At 34.6% G+C, this 17,887-nt stretch carries 16 protein-coding genes; 9 read left to right on the top strand and 7 right to left on the bottom strand.

What is annotated here, in order from left to right:
- Nucleotides 1-105 precede the first annotated feature (105 nt).
- The 6 genes from AC3WRL_RS06015 to ileS all read right to left on the bottom strand — a co-directional run bounded on the left by AC3WRL_RS06015 (nt 106) and on the right by ileS (nt 5,767).
- Nucleotides 106-750, bottom strand: a complete 645-nt coding sequence (locus AC3WRL_RS06015) for a SanA/YdcF family protein (protein WP_492329924.1) — start codon at nt 748-750, stop codon at nt 106-108.
- 11 nt (nt 751-761) lie between these two features.
- Nucleotides 762-1,400, bottom strand: coding sequence for a lipoprotein signal peptidase (locus tag AC3WRL_RS06010; RefSeq protein WP_261510216.1), 639 nt, complete (start codon nt 1,398-1,400; stop codon nt 762-764).
- Nucleotides 1,400-1,594 carry a DUF2683 family protein gene (locus AC3WRL_RS06005; RefSeq protein ID WP_261510215.1) on the bottom strand — a complete coding sequence of 65 codons (195 nt, stop codon included), beginning with the start codon at nt 1,592-1,594 and terminating at the stop codon, nt 1,400-1,402. Before AC3WRL_RS06005 ends, AC3WRL_RS06010 begins: the two co-directional genes overlap by 1 nt.
- Nucleotides 1,595-1,611: 17 nt before the next feature.
- A complete protein-coding gene (locus tag AC3WRL_RS06000; RefSeq protein WP_261510213.1) occupies nt 1,612-1,857 on the bottom strand; it encodes a DUF6576 domain-containing protein in 246 nt (81 codons plus the stop codon).
- Nucleotides 1,858-1,937: 80 nt separating this feature from the next.
- The gene (locus AC3WRL_RS05995) at nt 1,938-2,318 is read right to left on the bottom strand and encodes a TraR/DksA family transcriptional regulator (RefSeq protein ID WP_034740299.1); all 381 of its coding nucleotides are present in this window, start codon (nt 2,316-2,318) and stop codon (nt 1,938-1,940) included.
- A gap of 59 nt (nt 2,319-2,377) precedes the next feature.
- Nucleotides 2,378-5,767 (bottom strand): isoleucine--tRNA ligase, encoded by a 3,390-nt coding sequence (ileS, locus tag AC3WRL_RS05990; RefSeq protein WP_492329923.1) that lies wholly within the window; start codon nt 5,765-5,767, stop codon nt 2,378-2,380.
- Nucleotides 5,768-6,310: 543 nt separating this feature from the next.
- Here ileS and AC3WRL_RS05985 point away from each other — a divergent pair.
- The 3 genes from AC3WRL_RS05985 (at nt 6,311) to AC3WRL_RS05975 (ending at nt 10,069) form a co-directional block, all read left to right on the top strand.
- A complete protein-coding gene (locus AC3WRL_RS05985; protein ID WP_492329922.1) occupies nt 6,311-7,990 on the top strand; it encodes a M23 family metallopeptidase in 1,680 nt (559 codons plus the stop codon).
- A gap of 72 nt (nt 7,991-8,062) precedes the next feature.
- Nucleotides 8,063-9,355 (top strand): flexirubin biosynthesis putative acyl-CoA ligase FlxY, encoded by a 1,293-nt coding sequence (gene flxY, locus AC3WRL_RS05980; protein ID WP_261510209.1) that lies wholly within the window; start codon nt 8,063-8,065, stop codon nt 9,353-9,355.
- Nucleotides 9,356-9,469: 114 nt separating this feature from the next.
- Nucleotides 9,470-10,069, top strand: coding sequence for a hypothetical protein (locus AC3WRL_RS05975; protein WP_492329921.1), 600 nt, complete (start codon nt 9,470-9,472; stop codon nt 10,067-10,069).
- Between the two features lie 31 nt (nt 10,070-10,100).
- Here AC3WRL_RS05975 and AC3WRL_RS05970 read toward each other — a convergent pair whose 3' ends face one another.
- Nucleotides 10,101-11,342, bottom strand: coding sequence for an NAD(P)/FAD-dependent oxidoreductase (locus AC3WRL_RS05970; RefSeq protein WP_492329920.1), 1,242 nt, complete (start codon nt 11,340-11,342; stop codon nt 10,101-10,103).
- Nucleotides 11,343-11,440: 98 nt separating this feature from the next.
- Here AC3WRL_RS05970 and flxA point away from each other — a divergent pair, with 98 nt between their 5' ends.
- The 6 genes from flxA to AC3WRL_RS05940 all read left to right on the top strand — a co-directional run bounded on the left by flxA (nt 11,441) and on the right by AC3WRL_RS05940 (nt 17,867).
- On the top strand, nt 11,441-12,961 hold the full coding sequence (flxA, locus tag AC3WRL_RS05965) for a flexirubin biosynthesis tyrosine ammonia-lyase FlxA (protein ID WP_261510206.1): 1,521 nt from the start codon (nt 11,441-11,443) through the stop codon (nt 12,959-12,961).
- Nucleotides 12,962-13,017: 56 nt separating this feature from the next.
- Nucleotides 13,018-13,749 (top strand): flexirubin biosynthesis SDR family reductase FlxB, encoded by a 732-nt coding sequence (flxB, locus tag AC3WRL_RS05960; protein WP_492329919.1) that lies wholly within the window; start codon nt 13,018-13,020, stop codon nt 13,747-13,749.
- Nucleotides 13,750-13,766: 17 nt separating this feature from the next.
- Nucleotides 13,767-14,987 carry a beta-ketoacyl-[acyl-carrier-protein] synthase family protein gene (locus AC3WRL_RS05955; RefSeq protein ID WP_261510204.1) on the top strand — a complete coding sequence of 407 codons (1,221 nt, stop codon included), beginning with the start codon at nt 13,767-13,769 and terminating at the stop codon, nt 14,985-14,987.
- Nucleotides 14,988-14,991: 4 nt separating this feature from the next.
- Nucleotides 14,992-15,246: an acyl carrier protein gene (locus AC3WRL_RS05950; protein ID WP_492329918.1), complete on the top strand. Its 255-nt coding sequence runs from the start codon at nt 14,992-14,994 to the stop codon at nt 15,244-15,246.
- 60 nt (nt 15,247-15,306) lie between these two features.
- Entirely contained in the window at nt 15,307-16,188 is an 882-nt protein-coding gene (locus tag AC3WRL_RS05945; RefSeq protein ID WP_261510202.1) for a lysophospholipid acyltransferase family protein, read from the top strand.
- Nucleotides 16,189-16,328: 140 nt separating this feature from the next.
- A complete protein-coding gene (locus AC3WRL_RS05940; protein WP_261510201.1) occupies nt 16,329-17,867 on the top strand; it encodes a phytoene desaturase family protein in 1,539 nt (512 codons plus the stop codon).
- Nucleotides 17,868-17,887: the final 20 nt, after the last annotated feature.

The raw sequence follows: 17,887 nt of genomic DNA, 5'->3' as shown, positions 1-17,887 counted from the left end.
TGGGAATTAAAAGATTAAAAGATTAAAAGATTTTTTGGTAAACCTCATGAATACATTTTACATGAATACTTTTTACAAAAAATCAAAAATACTCGTTCCACAAATCTAAGGAATCGCAATCTTTTCTCCACCAAACTTCGGTTCTACTCCAAATAAAAGATCCCAATAGACTTTAGTCTTAGCAAGGTATTCCCGAAGGTTGGTTTTTAAACCTGCGTATTTATTCACATCATTTGCATTGTATCCATATGCTTCGATCCCATTTTTCCGGGCTAAAAATACAGCTCTTTCATTATGGAACTTCTGTGAAATAATAATGAACTTCGTCTGTCCGAAGATCTCTTTAGCCCGTACTACAGAATCCAACGTTCTGAATCCAGCGTGGTCAAGGATGATTTTATCTTTAGGTATCCCATATTTCATTAAAGTAAGCTGCATATCTTCCGGTTCATTATACTCTTTTGTGCTGTTATCACCACTTACAATAACATACTTTATTTTTCCACTTTTATAGAGATCTACAGCTGCCTGAATCCTATTATAGAAATAAGCATTCGGCATTCCGTTACTCAGTGTTTTGCCTGTTCCCAGAAGTACTGCAGTTTTAGTATCAGGAAGAGTTTGGATGGTATTCGAAAGAAAGGGTGCACTTTGCTTTTTGATATTATAATTGGCAAATGCAATAAAAATAATTCCTGCAACCATAAGAAGCAGGAATATTTTAAATATATTTTTAATCAAATTTTTCATGTATATATTTTCTAGAATTCTAGACCATTTGGAAAAGCTTTCTTTCTGAAAATTAATAAAAATACGGCACCTACTGTAATTGCAGAGTCTGCAACGTTAAAGATGTATTTAAAGAACTCAATATGTTTTCCGCCAATTAACGGATAGCTTTCAGGAACATTCCAATCTACTATTGGAAAGTGAAGCATATCTACTACACAGCCTCTCATAAAAGAAGAATAACCTTCTCCGGCAGAAGCTATTTTTGAAATGCCACCATAGCCGATCCATCGGTCGATACTTGGATCGTATACTGTCCCACTATCGAAAATCAATCCATAAAACATGCCGTCAATAAGATTACCGATTGCGCCGGCAAAAATAATTGCCATGGGAATGATCAGATAGTTAGAGGCCCCTTGTTGAAGCCACTTTTTGAACATATAAACCATTCCACCAATTAGAAAAATTCTTAAAATGACTAAAAAGTACTTGCCAATCACACCACCGAAATGAAGACCATAAGCCATTCCTGGATTTTCTACGAAAGTAAGTTTAAAACCCGGAAGAACAGAAATGCTATCATCAAGGTTGAAGTGGGTTTTAATATAGATTTTTGAAGCCTGATCAATTAATAAAATAAGAAAGGTTACGGCTAATATCTTTTTCATTACTGTCCTTTAGGTTTTGAAGGTTTTGCAGCCGGTTTTACAACTTTATTATCACTTGCTTTCTTGATCACTTTCTGCCCATTAAATGAACTCTTAACATGAGCTTTTTCAAATTTAATGTTCATTTCTTTCAGAACACTTTTCAGTGCACTGAGCTCCATAGGATTTTTAGGATGTACTATTATAGATTCCATTGTTCTTGATTTACATTTTACTTCTTAGATAATTCGTCAAGTCTTTTCCTGTCTCTTGGAGACAGATCATTGATGCCATTTTTGCCCATCTTACCTAAAAGTTTGTCAATTTCTTTTTCCCTTTCGCGTTTATCTGAATTAAACTGGTCATCCATCGTATAGTTGGTATGTCGAGGAGGAAAGAATTTATTCTTAATCCTGTCTCTGTTAAAAAACCATAAAACGGCAATAAGGATGATGCCTAAAATTAAATATTCGCTCATGGATATAAATTAAAAATTAGGTTTATAAAGTATTACTGCTAATACAATATAAACCCAAATTTATTTTACAAACCTTACGGTTATTTCTGCATATTTTTCGCTTCGATGCTTAACGTAGCGTGAGGAACTGCCAATAGTCTTTCTTTTGGAATCAGTTTACCAGTCACTCTGCAAACACCATACGTTTTATTTTCTATTCTGATTAATGCATTCTTAAGATCTCGAACGAACTTTTCCTGTCTTCCGGCTAGGATCGAGTTTTGTTCTTTACTAAGAGTTTCAGCTCCCTCTTCAAACGCCTTGAATGTAGGTGATGTATCATCTGTCCCGTTATTCTGATCGTTGATAAAACTTTCTCTTATCAGTTGTAAATCTTTTTCTGCTTTTTCTATTTTTTCTTTAATGATCGCTTTAAACTCTTGTAAATCAGAATCATTATATCTTACTCTTTCGTCTGACATGTTCTTTTCTCTTTTTTAATAAAATTATGAAATGGAATTTGAAATGCAATAACTATATGTTAATTTTTTTCAACATTTACCTTAAAATTAACCTCATCTATCTCGATTTCGTTAAAATTTGAAAGTGAAGATACAATTTCTATTTTATTTGACAAGACCTCTGCAGAAATATATTCTTCATTTCTCTTGATATTATCAAGGAACGGTGAATTTTCTTCTATGAAGATATTTATTCTGTCGGTTAAGTCAAAGTCTTTGTCTTTTCTCAGGTTTTGAATTCTATTAATGAATTCTCTTGCAATCCCCTCAGATTTTAACTCGTCTGTTAACGTCAAATCTAATGCCACAGTTGTTTTCCCATCAGAAGTTACTGTCCATCCCGGAATATCTTTTGTTGAAATTTCTACGTCATTCATTGTTATTTCGTAGCCCTGGATGTCAATTTTTCCTTCTTTTTCTAAATTGGAAATTTGTTCTGCCGAAAAATTAGCAATTTCATTTCCAACCACTTTCATATCTTTTCCAAGTTTAGGACCTAAAGCCTTAAAGTTGGGTTTAATTTGCTTTACAATTAAATGAGAAGCTTCTTCTGCATTAATTAATTGTAATTCTTTTACATTCACTTCCTGTTTGATCAGTTCTGCAACAGCTAAAATCTGCTCTTCTGCTTTAGAATCTAATACAGGAACCAATACCTTTTGCAAAGGTTGACGTACTTTTATGTTCTCTTTCTTTCTTAAAGAAAAGACCATACTTGTGATCTGTTGAGCTAAATGTGTTTTTTCAACCAGATCCTGATCGATCAGGCTTTCGTCAGCTACAGGGAAATCTGTAAGGTGTATAGATTCACAATTTTCTTTTCCCGTTACTTTATTAAGATCCTGATATAATTGATCCATAAAGAATGGAGCAATAGGAGCTGATAATTTAGCAACAATTTCAAGACAGGTATATAAAGTCTGGTAAGCAGAGATCTTATCATCAGAATATTCTCCTTTCCAGAAACGTCTTCTGCATAATCTTACATACCAGTTACTAAGGTTGTCATTTACAAAATTACTGATGGCTCTTGCCACTCTTGTCGGTTCGTAATCTTCGTAGAATGCCTTTACTTCTTTGATCAAAAGATTCAATTCAGAAAGGATCCATCGGTCGATTTCAGGACGGTTCTCTACCTCTTTTTCTGAATAATTAAATCCATCTACATTCGCATATAATGCAAAGAAAGAATAAGTATTGTAAAGAGTTCCGAAGAACTTTCTTCTTACCTCGTCGATTCCTTCGATGTCGAATTTCAAATTCTCCCAAGGGTTCGCATTGGAAATCATATACCAACGCGTAGCATCCGGTCCGTAAACAGAAAGTGTTTCAAATGGATCTACTGCATTACCTAAACGCTTAGACATTTTCTGACCGTTTTTATCCAAAACAAGTCCGTTACTCATCACATTTTTGTAAGCAACTGAATCAAAGACAGCTGTTCCTATGGCATGTAGTGTATAGAACCAACCACGGGTCTGGTCAACGCCTTCAGCAATAAAGTCTGCAGGGAAAGCCTTTTTATTATCTATTAATTCCTTATTCTCAAAAGGATAATGCAATTGTGCATATGGCATAGAACCTGAATCAAACCAAACATCGATCAGGTCACTCTCGCGACTCATAGCTCTGCCTGATTCTGAAACTAAAACAATCTTGTCAACCACATTTTTATGCAGATCAACCAAAGAATAGTTTACTTCAGACATATTTCCTATTTCAAAGCCTTTGAAAGGGTTTTCTTTCATGAAGCCCTTTTCAACAGATTTTTCGATCTCGTTGTATAATTCTTCTACCGAACCGATAACTACTTCCTCCTTTAGATCATCCGTTCTCCAGATTGGTAATGGAATTCCCCAATAACGTGAACGGGATAAATTCCAGTCATTTACATTTTCCAGCCAGTTGGCAAAACGACCCTCTCCGGTAGCTTTTGGCTTCCAATTGATTTCTTTGTTCAGGTTTACCAAACGGTCTTTTACAGCCGTCATTTTTACAAACCAGGAATCCAAAGGATAATATAATACAGGTTTGTCAGTTCTCCAACAATGTGGATAACTGTGAACATATTTTTCTACTTTAAAAGCTTTATTCTCCGTCTTTAATAAAATCGCCAGTTCTACATCCCAAGATTTTTCAGGTGCAGTTCCATCATCATAATACTCGTTCTTAATATATGTTCCTGAGAAAACCTCAGGTACATTTTCCCCTTTGATGAATCTTCCCTGTAAATCTACTAAAGGAGCAAGATTGTCATTTTCATCTTTTATCAACATAGGAGGTATGCCAGCGTCTTTTGCTACTCTTGCATCATCTGCACCAAAAGTTGGAGCGATATGAACGATACCCGTACCGTCTTCAGTGGTTACAAAATCTCCTAGAATTACTCTGAATGCTTTTTCAGGAGTTTCAGATGGTACGAACCAAGGGATCAATTGTTCATACTGAGTTCCCACTAGTTTATCTCCAGTGAATTCCTTAAGGATCTGATAAGGTATTACTTTGCTTTCTGAAGTATAGTTGGTAAAATCTTCATCCGTTCCTGCAGCATATTTTTTACCGAAGTTCTTTTCTAAAAGAACTCTCGCCAATACAACTGTAACAGGTTCGAAAGTATATTGATTGAATGTTTTAACAACAATGTATTCTATATCTCTTCCCACAGCAAGTGCTGTGTTTGAAGGTAACGTCCATGGAGTAGTCGTCCAGGCTAAAATATCCAGATTACCATCAATATCATTAAACAGATCGTTCGTTTCTTTTTTAACTCTAAACTGGGCTACTATGGTCGTGTCTGAAACATCACGATATGTTCCCGGCTGATTCAGTTCATGTGAAGAAAGTCCTGTTCCTGCTTTTGGAGAGTAAGGTTGGATCGTATAACCTTTATACAACAAGTCTTTGCTGTATAATTGTTTCAACAACCACCAAACGGTTTCCATATATTTTGACTTATAGGTAATGTATGGATCATCAAGATCTACCCAGTATCCTATTTTCTCAGTAAGCTCATTCCAAACATCCGTGTAACGCATTACTGCTTCACGACATGCTTTATTATAATCTTCAATAGAAATTTTTTTGCCAATATCCTCCTTAGTAATTCCTAATTCCTTTTCAACACCCAGCTCTACAGGAAGTCCATGCGTATCCCAACCCGCTTTACGGAAAACCTGCTTTCCATTTTGGGTCTGATAACGACAGAAAATATCCTTCAACGCTCTTGCCATTACATGGTGAATTCCAGGCATACCGTTTGCAGAAGGCGGACCTTCGTAAAATACAAACTCAGGGCTACCCTCACGAATTTCAACACTTTTATTGAAAGTTTTATTTTGTTTCCAAAATTCCGAAACGTTCTCGGCTATATCAATAAGGTTGAGGTTTTTGTATTCTTTAAATTGGCTCATTGTACTATCTCAATATCGTTGATTAATTAAGTTTGCAAATTTAGTGATTTTTTGTCGGTTTATAATATATGTTTTATTTTGATATCATCTATTAAAAAGTTCAATTTCAGAAATGTAAATAAAGACATTCATTATTTGTGAATTGGGAAATGCAAAATGGAGATTTTTTGTTGAACTTTCCTACAAATGAAAGTTGATTTTACCCTGTTAAAATGTGAAATAGTGAGGTCAGAATGAGAAGCTTTGGTTTGCTGCTACTCATTTAACATATCATGTCATTTTAAACGCAAAATTTTAATTTAATGATCATTAGCTTTAAAATAAGCAAAGTGTGATCATCAATTTGATCTGATGAAGCTGCGTTTTCAATCTTCGGGAAGCAGATTTATCAGCCTTTGCTTCTTAAACTAAAACAATAAAAGAATAAAATCTTTACGTTAAAACAAAAAATAATCATCCGTGAAATCATTGAGAATAGAGAGATCTTTCCAAATGGTTAAGTAAAATTTTGTAAATTTAAAATAATACTTAAAGACCATTTGAATGAAAATCTTTTCCAAATTATTGCTTATTGTTTTTTTTGTGGGTAGAAATTTAATCTTTGCTCAAAACAATTATCCGCAGAATTATTTTAGAAATCCCTTAAATATTCCAATACAGCTAGCTGCCAATTTTGGAGCTGTCCGTGCTAATCATTTTCATATGGGACTGGATATACGAACTAATAGTCAGGAAAATCTACCTGTTGTTGCAGCAGCGGATGGTTACGTAAGCAGAATAAAAGTTGAGCGTTATGGTTTTGGAAATGCGGTCTACATTACACACCCTAATGGATATACGACAGTTTATGCCCATTTGAATGCATATTTTGATCAGCTGGATAAATATGTAAAAGAAAAGCAATATAAAGATGAAAAATGGGAACAGGATATCACTTTTTCGCCTCAGCAGTTTCCTGTAACAAAAGGTGAGCTGATTGCGCTAAGTGGAAATACAGGAGGTTCTGCTGGCCCACATTTGCATTTTGAAATAAGAGATACAAAAACCGAAGACTGTCTCAATCCATTACTTTTTGGGTTTAATATTCCGGATCGTGTTTCACCGATTATCAGCGGTTTGTATTGGTACGACAGAAGGTTCAGCTCTTATGAACCCGGAGCAAATTCTGTTGCAGTTAAAAAAGCGGGAAATTTGTACGCCTCGGGTATAATTCAGGTGAATTCACCGTCAATCAGTTTAGCTATAAAAGCGGTGGATAAAGCCAATCAAGGTTTTAATCTAGGAATTTATGATGCTGAATTGCGGATGGATAATAAATTAATTTACCGTTTTAAAATTGATAAGATCAGTTATGATGATACCCGTTATAGTAATGGCTGTATTGATTATCCGAAGTTTATTCGTGATAAAATGAGTATTCAACACTTGTCTGCTTTACCGGGAGTGAAACTGCCAGATTATAGTTTTGATTCAAATGGGATTATTAATCTTCAGGACGAAGAGATTCACAATATTGAAATTGTTTTAAAAGATGTTAATGGAAATACAAGCCGATTAACAACAAAAGTTCAGTTTGTCAAAAGTTCAGATAAAGTCTTTTCTAGCAATAAAACGGTAAATCCTAATGAAGGAAAAATTATTAAAACAGAGAATGCAGAAATTAATTTTAGTAACAGTGCTTTTTATGATGCCGTAAATTTTAATATGTATGAAAGATCTGATTCAGAGGCTATTTCAAATGCTGTTATATTAAATGATTCTTCCATTCCGGTTCATGATAATTATTCTTTGAAGATAAAGCCTAATAGAAAATTGAATGGTGAAGAAAGGGATAAAATAGTTATGGAGTTCAATTACGGCAGTGATAAAGATGTGATCAAAGGAAAGTGGAAGGGCGATTGGATGGAAGGTCAGTTTAACAGATTGGGTATTGCCAGATTACTTTTGGATAATAGTTTGCCCTCTGTTTCTCCAGGTTGGAAAGAAGGTTCGCTTGTTGGAAGTAATTCATTACGGTTAAAAGGAACAACTGAGATTGGTGATATTGAATCATTCCGTGCAGAATTGGATGAGAAATGGCTTCGGTTCGCTCGTGTAAAAGATGATTTCGTATATATTTTTGATGAGAATTGTCCCAAAGGTTCTGGTTTACACACTTTAAAAGTAACAACAATAAACACAGCAGGAAATATAAATACTCAAACTTTTACATTTCAGAGGTGAAAATATTGGAATTTTTATTTTTTAATCTTTTTAATTTTAATTAAATAAATTTGTTGCTTAAAATTAAAATCATTGGAATTTTATCCGTCAATTGAGAAATCAGATCTTCAGGAAATTAAAGCATTCCAGGAGGAAAAACTTCAAGAGCTTTTAGCCTACCTTGAAAGCAAATCGCCATTTTATAAGAAATTATTTAAAGAAAATAATATCAGCATTCATGATATTCGATCTTTAGAAGATTTGCAAAAGATTCCAACGACAACCAAAAATGATTTACAACAGTATAATCATGATTTTTTTTGTATTCCACCTACTGAAATTGTGGATTACAGCACTACTTCCGGAACCTTAGGAGATCCTGTAACTTTTGGATTGTCAGATAATGATCTTGAAAGATTAGCTTATAATGAGGCTGTTTCTTTTGCCTGTGCCGGAATACAAAAAGGAGATGTTGTGCAGATGATCACTACGATTGATAAAAGATTTATGGCTGGCTTAGCCTATTTTTTAGGGTTAAGAAAAATGGGCGCAAGTGTGGTAAGAATGGGCCCTGGAATTCCAGAATTGCAATGGGATTCTATTTTCAGATACAAGCCGAAATACCTGATCACAGTACCTTCCTTCTTACTTAAAATGATAGACTATGCTGAAAAGCATGGAATAGATTATAAAAATTCCAGCGTGTATGGCGCAGTTTGTATTGGAGAGAGTATAAAAAATCAGGATTTTACGGATAATATTCTTTCTCAAAAAATTAAAGAAAAATGGAATATTAAATTATTCTCAACATATGCTTCTACAGAAATGAGTACCGCATTTACAGAATGTGAATTCCAGATCGGGGGGCATCATCATCCGGAATTAATTATTACTGAAATTCTTGATGATAATGAAAATCCTGTGCAAAAAGGTGAAAGCGGGGAGCTGACGATTACCACTTTAGGAGTAGAAGCTATTCCGTTACTTAGATTTAAAACAGGAGATCTTGTAAAAGCACATGACGAACCGTGTCAATGTGGAAGAAACACAATGCGATTAGGGCCTGTTGTCGGAAGGAAACAGCAAATGATCAAATATAAAGGGACTACTCTGTATCCACCTGCAATGAATGATATCCTGAATGACTTTAATAATCTACTATGCTATCAGATTATTATTCAGTCTAATGAAATTGGATTGGATGAAATTATTATTAAAGTAAGTACAGACGAGGAGCCTGAAAACTTCGTAAATGAAGTACGGGATCATTTCCGCGCAAAGTTAAGAGTAAGCCCTAAAATAGAAATCGTAGAATTTGATATTCTGTCTAAAGTTGTTCACAATCCTAACAGCAGAAAACCCATAACTTTTGTTGATCTACGATAGATTAAATACGATAGTCTGCTAAAATATTATTAATAAGAAATAAGACTGGCCCATGCAGCTGGTCTTTCTTTTTGCATATATTTGCGAAATTATTTAAGAAAATAAATGTAAACTATGAAAAAATTATTAGTAGTGCTATTTGTAGCGATTTTTACGACGGCCTTTTCTCAAGAGTTAATGATTGTTTCTGGAAATTTTGATTTTTTAAAAGATCAAACAGAAGTTAATGTAGAATTGAAATTTGATAACGCTCTTTATCAGGTAGAAAATTTTACTGAAGCTCAATATCTTGAGAGAAGAAAAAAAGAGGTGCTGGCTAAAAAGACAGAGCAGGATTGGAAGAAATGGAATGAGGAATGGGAGAAATATAAATCGTCAGAGTACATACAGTATTTTTTTAAAGGAATAAATGGTAAATCAAAGAAAGTTACTTTTAAAAATGATGTTAAGGCAAAATATACTTTGATTATTGATGCTAAGTGGATTTATGCAGGATGGCATGGTGGAATAATTGGACAGGAAGCAAAATTATCTTCTGATATGAAATTTGTAGAAACAGATAATCCTTCAAAAATTGTAATGGAGCTGAAAGGTGATAAAGTTCTAGGGAAACCACAAAATAAAGCTTTTGTAATGGAATATGGAAGAATTGCCGGGGCATATGAAGCTACTGGAAAAGTGATAGGAAAAGAAATAAAAAAAGTTATAAAATAAAAAAAGCGGTCTGAATTTCAGACCGCTTTTTTTATTGTTGTTTCTCTGTTTTAATAAGATTAGCGAGATTTTTTATGACAGTATCATGTTTTTTTACAAAAGGATTGTCTTTATTCCAGACATAACCTGCAAGAACCGCACATATCTTTCTTTTTACATCTTCGTTTTCCGGTCTGTGGAAGAATAATTCCTGAAGGTTTCCGGTATACCATTCCTTTACATAAGTTGTGAAAACGTCTACTCCATATAATATATAATCCGAGTATTCTTTTTGCCAGTCTATAGTATCACCATTTAACTGTCTGATGGCCAATTTTGCAGCCAGCATTCCCGATTCTGTAGCAAAGGCCATTCCTGAAGAAAAAACAGGATCTAAGAATTCGGAAGCATTTCCAGTGAGTGCAAATCCATCGCCATATAGTTTTTTAACAGAACATGAATAATCAACTAGTTTTTTAGGTTCAAAGATAAAGTCCACATTTCCAAAACGTTTTACGTAATAGTCGGATAAGGAAATTGCCTTTCTTAGAGCTTCTGTTGTATCTCCGCTCTCTGCTAGTTTCTCAATATAATCTGTAGGACCTACAATTCCGACACTTGTATTTCCATTTGAAAAGGGAATTACCCATAGCCATACTTCAGTTTCAATAATGTCGAAAGAAATCAACGTACCTTCTGTACCTTCCTCCCTGTTTGTATCTATGACATGAGAGAAAATAGCAGAATGGGGAGATAGTTTTGAAGGTTTCTCAAGATCTAATAAGCGAGGTAAAACTCTACCGTATCCACTGGAGTCAATAACAAACTTTGCATGGATTTCTTTCGTTTCTCCATTCTTGTTTTTTACGGTAGTGATAGAATCTGTTCCCTCAAATTTGATGTTAATTACTTCTGTTTCGAATTCAAGATCAATTCCTTTGTCAATGACTTCATTAGCTAAAGTATTGTCAAAATCAGCTCTTGGTACCTGCCAGGTCCAGTCCCATCCTTCACCGAATTTATCACTGAAATCAAATAGGCAGACTTCATCACCTCTTAAGAAACGGGCTCCCAGTTTTTTTTCAAAACCCATTTTATCCAAAGCAGGAAAAAGCCCGGCTTCTTCAAAATGATCCATTACCCTGGGAATTAGGCTTTCACCTACAACTAATCTTGGGAATTTTGTTTTTTCAACAACTTTTACGTTGATACCGTTCTTCTTTAAGTATGAGGAAGATACGCATCCGGAAGGTCCGGCGCCGATTACAAGAACGTCAACAAATTCTTTACCCATCTTTGATTTTTTATTTTAATAATAACTTCTATCTTTGCCGCAAAATTAGTGACAATTAATTAATATTTTATAAAATTATCTACTATTACTTCTGATTAATGAAAATAGACAACTTTTTAGAACTGAGGGATTTTCAAAAAATTATTATTGAAAATGAAAAAATAGAACTGGATGATTCACTTTTAACAAGAGTGGAAGAAAGCTTTCAGTTTTTAAAAGAATTTTCAAAAAATAAGGTAATATATGGTGTAAATACTGGTTTTGGGCCAATGGCTCAATTTAAAATCAGTGATGAAGACACCCACCAACTTCAATATAATTTAATAAGAAGTCACTCTTCAGGAATAGGAAATCCGTTGCCTGAGCAGGAAGTTAAAGCTTGCATGTTAGCAAGACTTAATACTTTGTCTTTAGGAAATTCTGGTGTTCATAGTTCTGTAATTTATTTACTTAAAGAGTTAATAAACAGAGATATTACACCGTTGATCTTTGAGCATGGAGGAGTAGGAGCAAGTGGGGATTTAGTTCAATTGGCTCATTTGGCATTAGTGCTAATTGGTGAGGGTGAGGTGTTTTATAAAGGAGAAAGAAAATTAACTAAAACAGTTTTTGAAACTGAAGGACTAGAACCGATAAAAGTTGAAATTCGTGAAGGCCTTGCCTTGATGAATGGAACTTCAGTAATGTCCGGTATCGGAACTGTTAATGCATATAAAGCGAATCAGCTTACAGACATATCTATAAAACTTTCCTGTGCTATTAATGAAATTGTTCAGGCTTATGATGATCATTTCTCAGAAGTATTAAATGGGACAAAAAGGCATTATGGTCAACAGAAGATTGCCGAAAAAATGCGTGCTCATTTATCTGACAGCAAGTTGATCAGAAAAAGAGAAGATCATTTATATACTCACTTTGAAGAACAGGAGAAGGTATTTAAAGAAAAAGTTCAGGAATATTATTCATTAAGATGTGTTCCTCAGATCCTAGGTCCAGTATTGGATACTTTAGAGTATACAGAAAAGGTTCTTGAAAATGAGATCAATTCGGCTAATGATAACCCGATCATCAATGTTGAAGACAAACATGTTTATCATGGTGGAAACTTTCATGGAGACTATATCTCTTTGGAGATGGATAAGCTGAAATTGGTGGTTACAAAATTAACGATGCTTGCAGAAAGACAATTGAATTATCTTTTGAATTCAAAGATCAATGAAATTCTACCTCCTTTTGTAAATTTGGGTAAATTAGGATTTAATTTTGGAATGCAGGGAGTGCAGTTTACGGCAACTTCAACTACCGCTGAAAGCCAGATGTTGTCCAACTCTATGTATGTTCACAGTATCCCTAATAATAATGATAATCAGGACATTGTAAGTATGGGAACCAATGCGGCTGTTGTTTGCAGGAAAGTGATTGAAAATGCTTTTGAAGTATTGAGCATAGAAGCGATTACCATCGTTCAGGCTATTGAATATTTAGGTTTTCAGGATAAGGTTTCATCTGCTACAAAGAACTTGTATGATGATATAAGAAAAATTATACCAGCTTTCTCGGATGATATGGTAATGTATCCTTATCTTGAGGAAGTAAGAAAATATTTAAAGACAATGTAACCATCGGATATAATAAATTGTCTATTACTAAGGGGGAAATATTAAAAACTAAACACATGAAATGTGCAATTGTAACAGGTGGCTCAAGAGGTATTGGAAGAGCTATTTGTATAAAACTGGCTGAAGAAAAAAACTATCATATACTGATCAACTACACTTCAAATGAAGTGGCAGCCAAAGAAACACTGGCTAAAGTTGAAGAGCTTGGTGCTACAGGAGAAATACTTAAGTTTGATGTTGGGAATGCAGAAGAAACCCTTAAAGTGTTAGGAGAGTGGCAGGAAAATAATGCTGACGCATTGGTTGAGGTTATTGTAAATAACGCTGGTATTACAAGAGATGGTTTATTTATGTGGATGAAACATGAAGATTGGAATAGTGTGATCAATACAAGTTTAAATGGCTTTTTCAACGTGACGAATTTTTTTATTCAAAAATTGTTGCGTAATAAATATGGCAGAATTATCAATATGGTTTCCGTTTCCGGAGTTAAAGGAACAGCGGGACAAACCAATTATTCTGCAGCAAAAGGAGCCTTGGTAGGAGCTACGAAAGCACTGGCACAAGAAGTGGCTAAAAGAAATATCACAGTAAACGCGGTTGCCCCTGGATTTATCAGGACAGATATGACACAGGATTTTAATGAAGATGAATTGAAAGCAATGATTCCTGCCAACAGATTTGGAGAAGCAGAAGAGGTTGCTGATCTGGTTGCATTTTTAGCTTCTAGAAAAGCCTCCTACATTACAGGAGAAGTGATTAATATTAATGGAGGTATTTACTCATAATCAATATTATAAGTAAGATGGAAAATAGGGTTGTGATTACCGGAATGGGAATTTATTCTTGCATCGGAACTTCTTTGGAAGAGGTGAAGGAATCCCTATATCAAGGAAAATCCGGTATTGTCCTTGAGCAGGAAAGAAAAGATTTTGGATACAGGTCTGGATTAACAGGGCGTGTGCCAAAGCCTGAATTGAAGGGTCTTCTCAATAGGAGACAGCGTGTAAGCATGGGAGAAGAAAGCGAATATGCTTACCTGGCTACAGTTGATGCATTAAAACAGGCTCTGGTAGATGAAGATTTTCTTGATCATAATGAAGTTGGGATCTTATATGGCAATGATAGTGTTTCTCAGGCAGTCGTTGAAGCTATTGATATTGCAAGAGAAAAAAAAGATACCACATTAATGGGTTCGGGTGCGATTTTCAAATCTATGAACTCTACAGTAACAATGAATCTTTCTACTATTTTTAAACTGAAAGGGATCAATCTTACCATTAGTGCAGCCTGTGCAAGTGGATCACATTCTTTAGGATTGGCTTATTTGATGATTAAAGGTGGTTTGCAGGATATGATCGTATGTGGTGGAGCACAGGAAACCAATAAGTATTCAATGGCAAGTTTTGATGGATTGGGCGTCTTTTCAGCAAGGGAAGATGAACCTGAAAAAGCATCAAGGCCATTTGATTCAGCAAGAGATGGATTAATACCAAGCGGAGGAGCTGCCACTTTAATTGTGGAAAGTTTAGAATCCGCGCAGAGAAGGGGAGTTCCTATTTTGGGCGAAATTATAGGATATGGATTTTCTTCAAACGGTGGGCATATTTCTACTCCCAATGTGGACGGCCCGGCTTTAGCAATGAGCAGAGCATTAAAACAATCCGGATTAAATGCAAATGATATAGATTATATTAATGCTCATGCAACTTCCACTCCAATAGGGGATGCCAACGAAGCGAGAGCGATTTATGAAATTTTTGGAGAAAATGTTCCTGTAAGTTCTACAAAGTCGATGACTGGGCATGAATGCTGGATGGCAGGAGCCAGTGAGGTGGTCTATTCGGTATTGATGATGCAGAATGATTTCGTGGCACCAAATATCAATCTGGAGAATCCTGATGAAGAAGCAAGAAGGATAAATTTAGTATCCAAAACAAAAAATCAAAAAATTGACGTATTTTTGTCAAATTCTTTCGGATTTGGGGGAACCAATTCCGCATTAATTGTTAAAAAATTTGATTAAAAACATGGAAAGAGAAAAAATTGTTGCTATCGTTAATGATTTTTTAGTGAATGAATTTGAGGTTGATAGCGACGACATACAAAATGACGCTAACCTTAAAACAACTTTAGGTTTAGACAGTCTGGATTATATTGACATGGTGGTCATTATTGAAGCCAATTTCGGAGTGAAACTAGGTGAGGCCGACTTTAAAAAGATGATCACATTTGATGATTTTTATGCGACTATTGAAGATAAAATCACTAATAAAAACGCATAATTATTTGACTGAACTTTATTTTTTATTATAAAATTCCACGATAAACTTTACGGATAAAGGATGAACAAATGGAAAGGTAAGTCTAAAGGGACAATATTAGGATATAAAATATTCGTCTACTGTATTAGAAATATCGGCATTAGAAGTTCGTATTTTGTGCTTTATTTTGTAGCCACCTATTACTTTCTGTTTCTAAAAAAGAGTAATCGATACATCTATTATTATTTCAACAAAAGATTAAATTACAGCTTCTGGAAATCTAAGATTTCTATATTTAAAAGTTATTTTATTTTCGGAAAGGTTTTAATTGATAAGACCGCGATCTCAGTAGGATTGAGAGAACGGTTTACCTATGAATTTGATGGAATTCAAAATCTTAAAGATCTTCTTAACGAGAAAAAAGGAGGTGTTCTAATCAGTGCTCATATCGGAAACTTTGAAATTGCAGAACATTTTTTTGCAGATATAGATTTTGATTGTCAGATCAATTTAGTGACAACAGATCAGGAAGTTACAGTGATCAAAGAATATATGGATAGCGTTGCTGTTAAAAAGAGTAATATCAAGTTTATCTATGTTAAAGACGATATGTCCCATATTTTTGATATCAATACGGCTTTGTCCAATAACGAGTTGATTTGCTTTACGGGAGATCGTTATTTCGAAGGTTCAAAGTTTCTCGAGACAAAATTATTAGGAAAAAGCGCAAAATTTCCTGCTGGTCCATTTCTTATAGCTTCCAGGCTGGGCGTTCCTGTTGTGTACGTTTATGTAATGAAAGAAAAAAATCTACATTATCACCTTTATGCACGAGTAGCACAGGTAAAAAAACGAGATGCCCAGGGATTGTTGAACTCATATGTACAGAATCTGGAATCTATGCTGGCGAAATATCCTCTTCAATGGTTTAATTATTTCGATTTCTGGGATGATATTAATTAATTTTCTATACTTTTAAGGCATAAAAACTAACAATAAACTCAACTTATCAATGTCAATTTTAAAAATAAGGTTTCTAATCTTCAAAGATGATAATATCTGATCGAGCCTAATTTTAAAATGATCTAATAACACAATTTCCTTTGAAAAAAGAATACGACATACTTGTAATCGGTAGCGGATTAGGGGGGCTTGTTTCGGCACTGATTTTAGCGAAAGAAGGCTTGAGAGTATGTGTATTGGAAAAAAACAATCAATACGGAGGCAATTTACAAACCTTTTCACGTGATAAACTGATTTTTGATACAGGAGTTCATTATCTGGGAGGCCTTTCAAAGGGGCAGAATTTACATCAATACTTTTCATATCTGGAGATAATGGATGATCTGGAAATCCATCAGATGGAACGGGATGGATTTGATAAAATTACTTTTAATGGTGATGAACAGGAATATCCCCATGCCCAAGGATATGATAATTTTGTATTGCAATTATCTCAATTTTTTCCAAACGAAAAAGAAAATCTGGAGAGATATTGTGAAGGAGTTCAGTATGTATGCAACCATTTTCCAAGATATAATGTAACAGGAGAAGATAATTACAACGAGGAGATTCTTCACCTTAATACCAGGAGATTTATAGAATCCATTACTTCGGATAAAAAACTGCAGTCTGTTTTATTGGGATCTAATTTTCTATATGGTGGGGATTCCGAACACACCCCTTTTTATGTTCACGCACTTACTGTTAATTCGTGTATTCAAAGTGCTTATAAATGTGTAAGAGGTGGAAGCCAGATTTCTAAATTACTTATCCGAAAACTCCGGGAATATGGTGCAGAAGTTCATAAACATGCAGATGTATCTGAAATGGTTTTTAACGATAAAAATGCTCTTATAGCAGTAAAAACTAAGTCAGGAAAAGAGTATGCCGCTAAAAAATTTATTTCCAATATAGAAATTCGTTCGACGCTTAAACTAATAACTGAGAAAAGATTGAGAAAATCCTTTCTGAACAGGGTTTTGAGTTGGGAGCCGGTTTCATCATGTTTTAGTGTATATTTGGTTTTAAAACCCAATAGTATTCCTTATTTCAATCATAATATTTACCATTATTCTTCTGAAGACCATGTGTGGAAAGCTTATCGCTACGAAAAAGAAAGCTGGCCGGAAGTATATATGCTTACATCAACGCCCTCAAAGCATGCTGCTGAATTTGCAGAAAGCTTAACAATTATTTCCTATATGGATTTCGATGAGGTGAAAACCTGGCAGAAAACGGTAAATACTGTAGTAGATGAGCATGAACGAGGAAAAGACTATGATGAGTTTAAATTAGAAAGAGCTCATAAAATGATTGATGCCTTAGAAAAGAAAATTCCTGATCTGAGAAAATTCATTACGAATATTCATACTTCCTCACCACTTTCATATCGTGATTATATCGGAAGCTTTGATGGGAATATGTATGGGTATGCAAAAAGTTCTGATAACCCCTTAAAAACAATGGTTTCACCACGAACCAAGGTTGATAATCTATTTTTAACCGGACAGTCGGTGAATATGCATGGCATTCTTGGATGTACGATCGGTGCATTCAGCACCTGTGCTGAGATCTTGGGAAAAGACGTTATTAACGAGCGTTTAACGCAAATGATTAAGAATAGTAATGAAGAAAAATAGTATCAGATCTATCATTCTGA

It is taken from the genome of Chryseobacterium sp. FW101-FHT12H09 (genome assembly GCF_058790395.1).
The sequence above is the reverse complement of the archived record's forward strand: the minus strand, read 5'-3'. Positions and strand labels throughout refer to the sequence as shown.

Bases quoted from the DNA above. Each gene is read 5' to 3' on its own strand.
- AC3WRL_RS06010 (WP_261510216.1), bottom strand. From the start codon at position 1,400: ATGAAAAAGATATTAGCCGTAACCTTTCTTATTTTATTAATTGATCAG.
- AC3WRL_RS05945 (WP_261510202.1), top strand. From the start codon at position 15,307: ATGAACAAATGGAAAGGTAAGTCTAAAGGGACAATATTAGGATATAAA.
- AC3WRL_RS05995 (WP_034740299.1), bottom strand. From the start codon at position 2,318: ATGTCAGACGAAAGAGTAAGATATAATGATTCTGATTTACAAGAGTTT.
- AC3WRL_RS05955 (WP_261510204.1), top strand. From the start codon at position 13,767: ATGGAAAATAGGGTTGTGATTACCGGAATGGGAATTTATTCTTGCATC.
- flxA (WP_261510206.1), top strand. From the start codon at position 11,441: ATGAAAATAGACAACTTTTTAGAACTGAGGGATTTTCAAAAAATTATT.
- AC3WRL_RS06015 (WP_492329924.1), bottom strand. From the start codon at position 750: ATGAAAAATTTGATTAAAAATATATTTAAAATATTCCTGCTTCTTATG.
- ileS (WP_492329923.1), bottom strand. From the start codon at position 5,767: ATGAGCCAATTTAAAGAATACAAAAACCTCAACCTTATTGATATAGCC.
- flxB (WP_492329919.1), top strand. From the start codon at position 13,018: ATGAAATGTGCAATTGTAACAGGTGGCTCAAGAGGTATTGGAAGAGCT.
- AC3WRL_RS06000 (WP_261510213.1), bottom strand. From the start codon at position 1,857: ATGAGCGAATATTTAATTTTAGGCATCATCCTTATTGCCGTTTTATGG.
- AC3WRL_RS05950 (WP_492329918.1), top strand. From the start codon at position 14,992: ATGGAAAGAGAAAAAATTGTTGCTATCGTTAATGATTTTTTAGTGAAT.
- AC3WRL_RS05985 (WP_492329922.1), top strand. From the start codon at position 6,311: ATGAAAATCTTTTCCAAATTATTGCTTATTGTTTTTTTTGTGGGTAGA.
- AC3WRL_RS05975 (WP_492329921.1), top strand. From the start codon at position 9,470: ATGAAAAAATTATTAGTAGTGCTATTTGTAGCGATTTTTACGACGGCC.
- AC3WRL_RS06005 (WP_261510215.1), bottom strand. From the start codon at position 1,594: ATGGAATCTATAATAGTACATCCTAAAAATCCTATGGAGCTCAGTGCA.
- AC3WRL_RS05970 (WP_492329920.1), bottom strand. From the start codon at position 11,342: ATGGGTAAAGAATTTGTTGACGTTCTTGTAATCGGCGCCGGACCTTCC.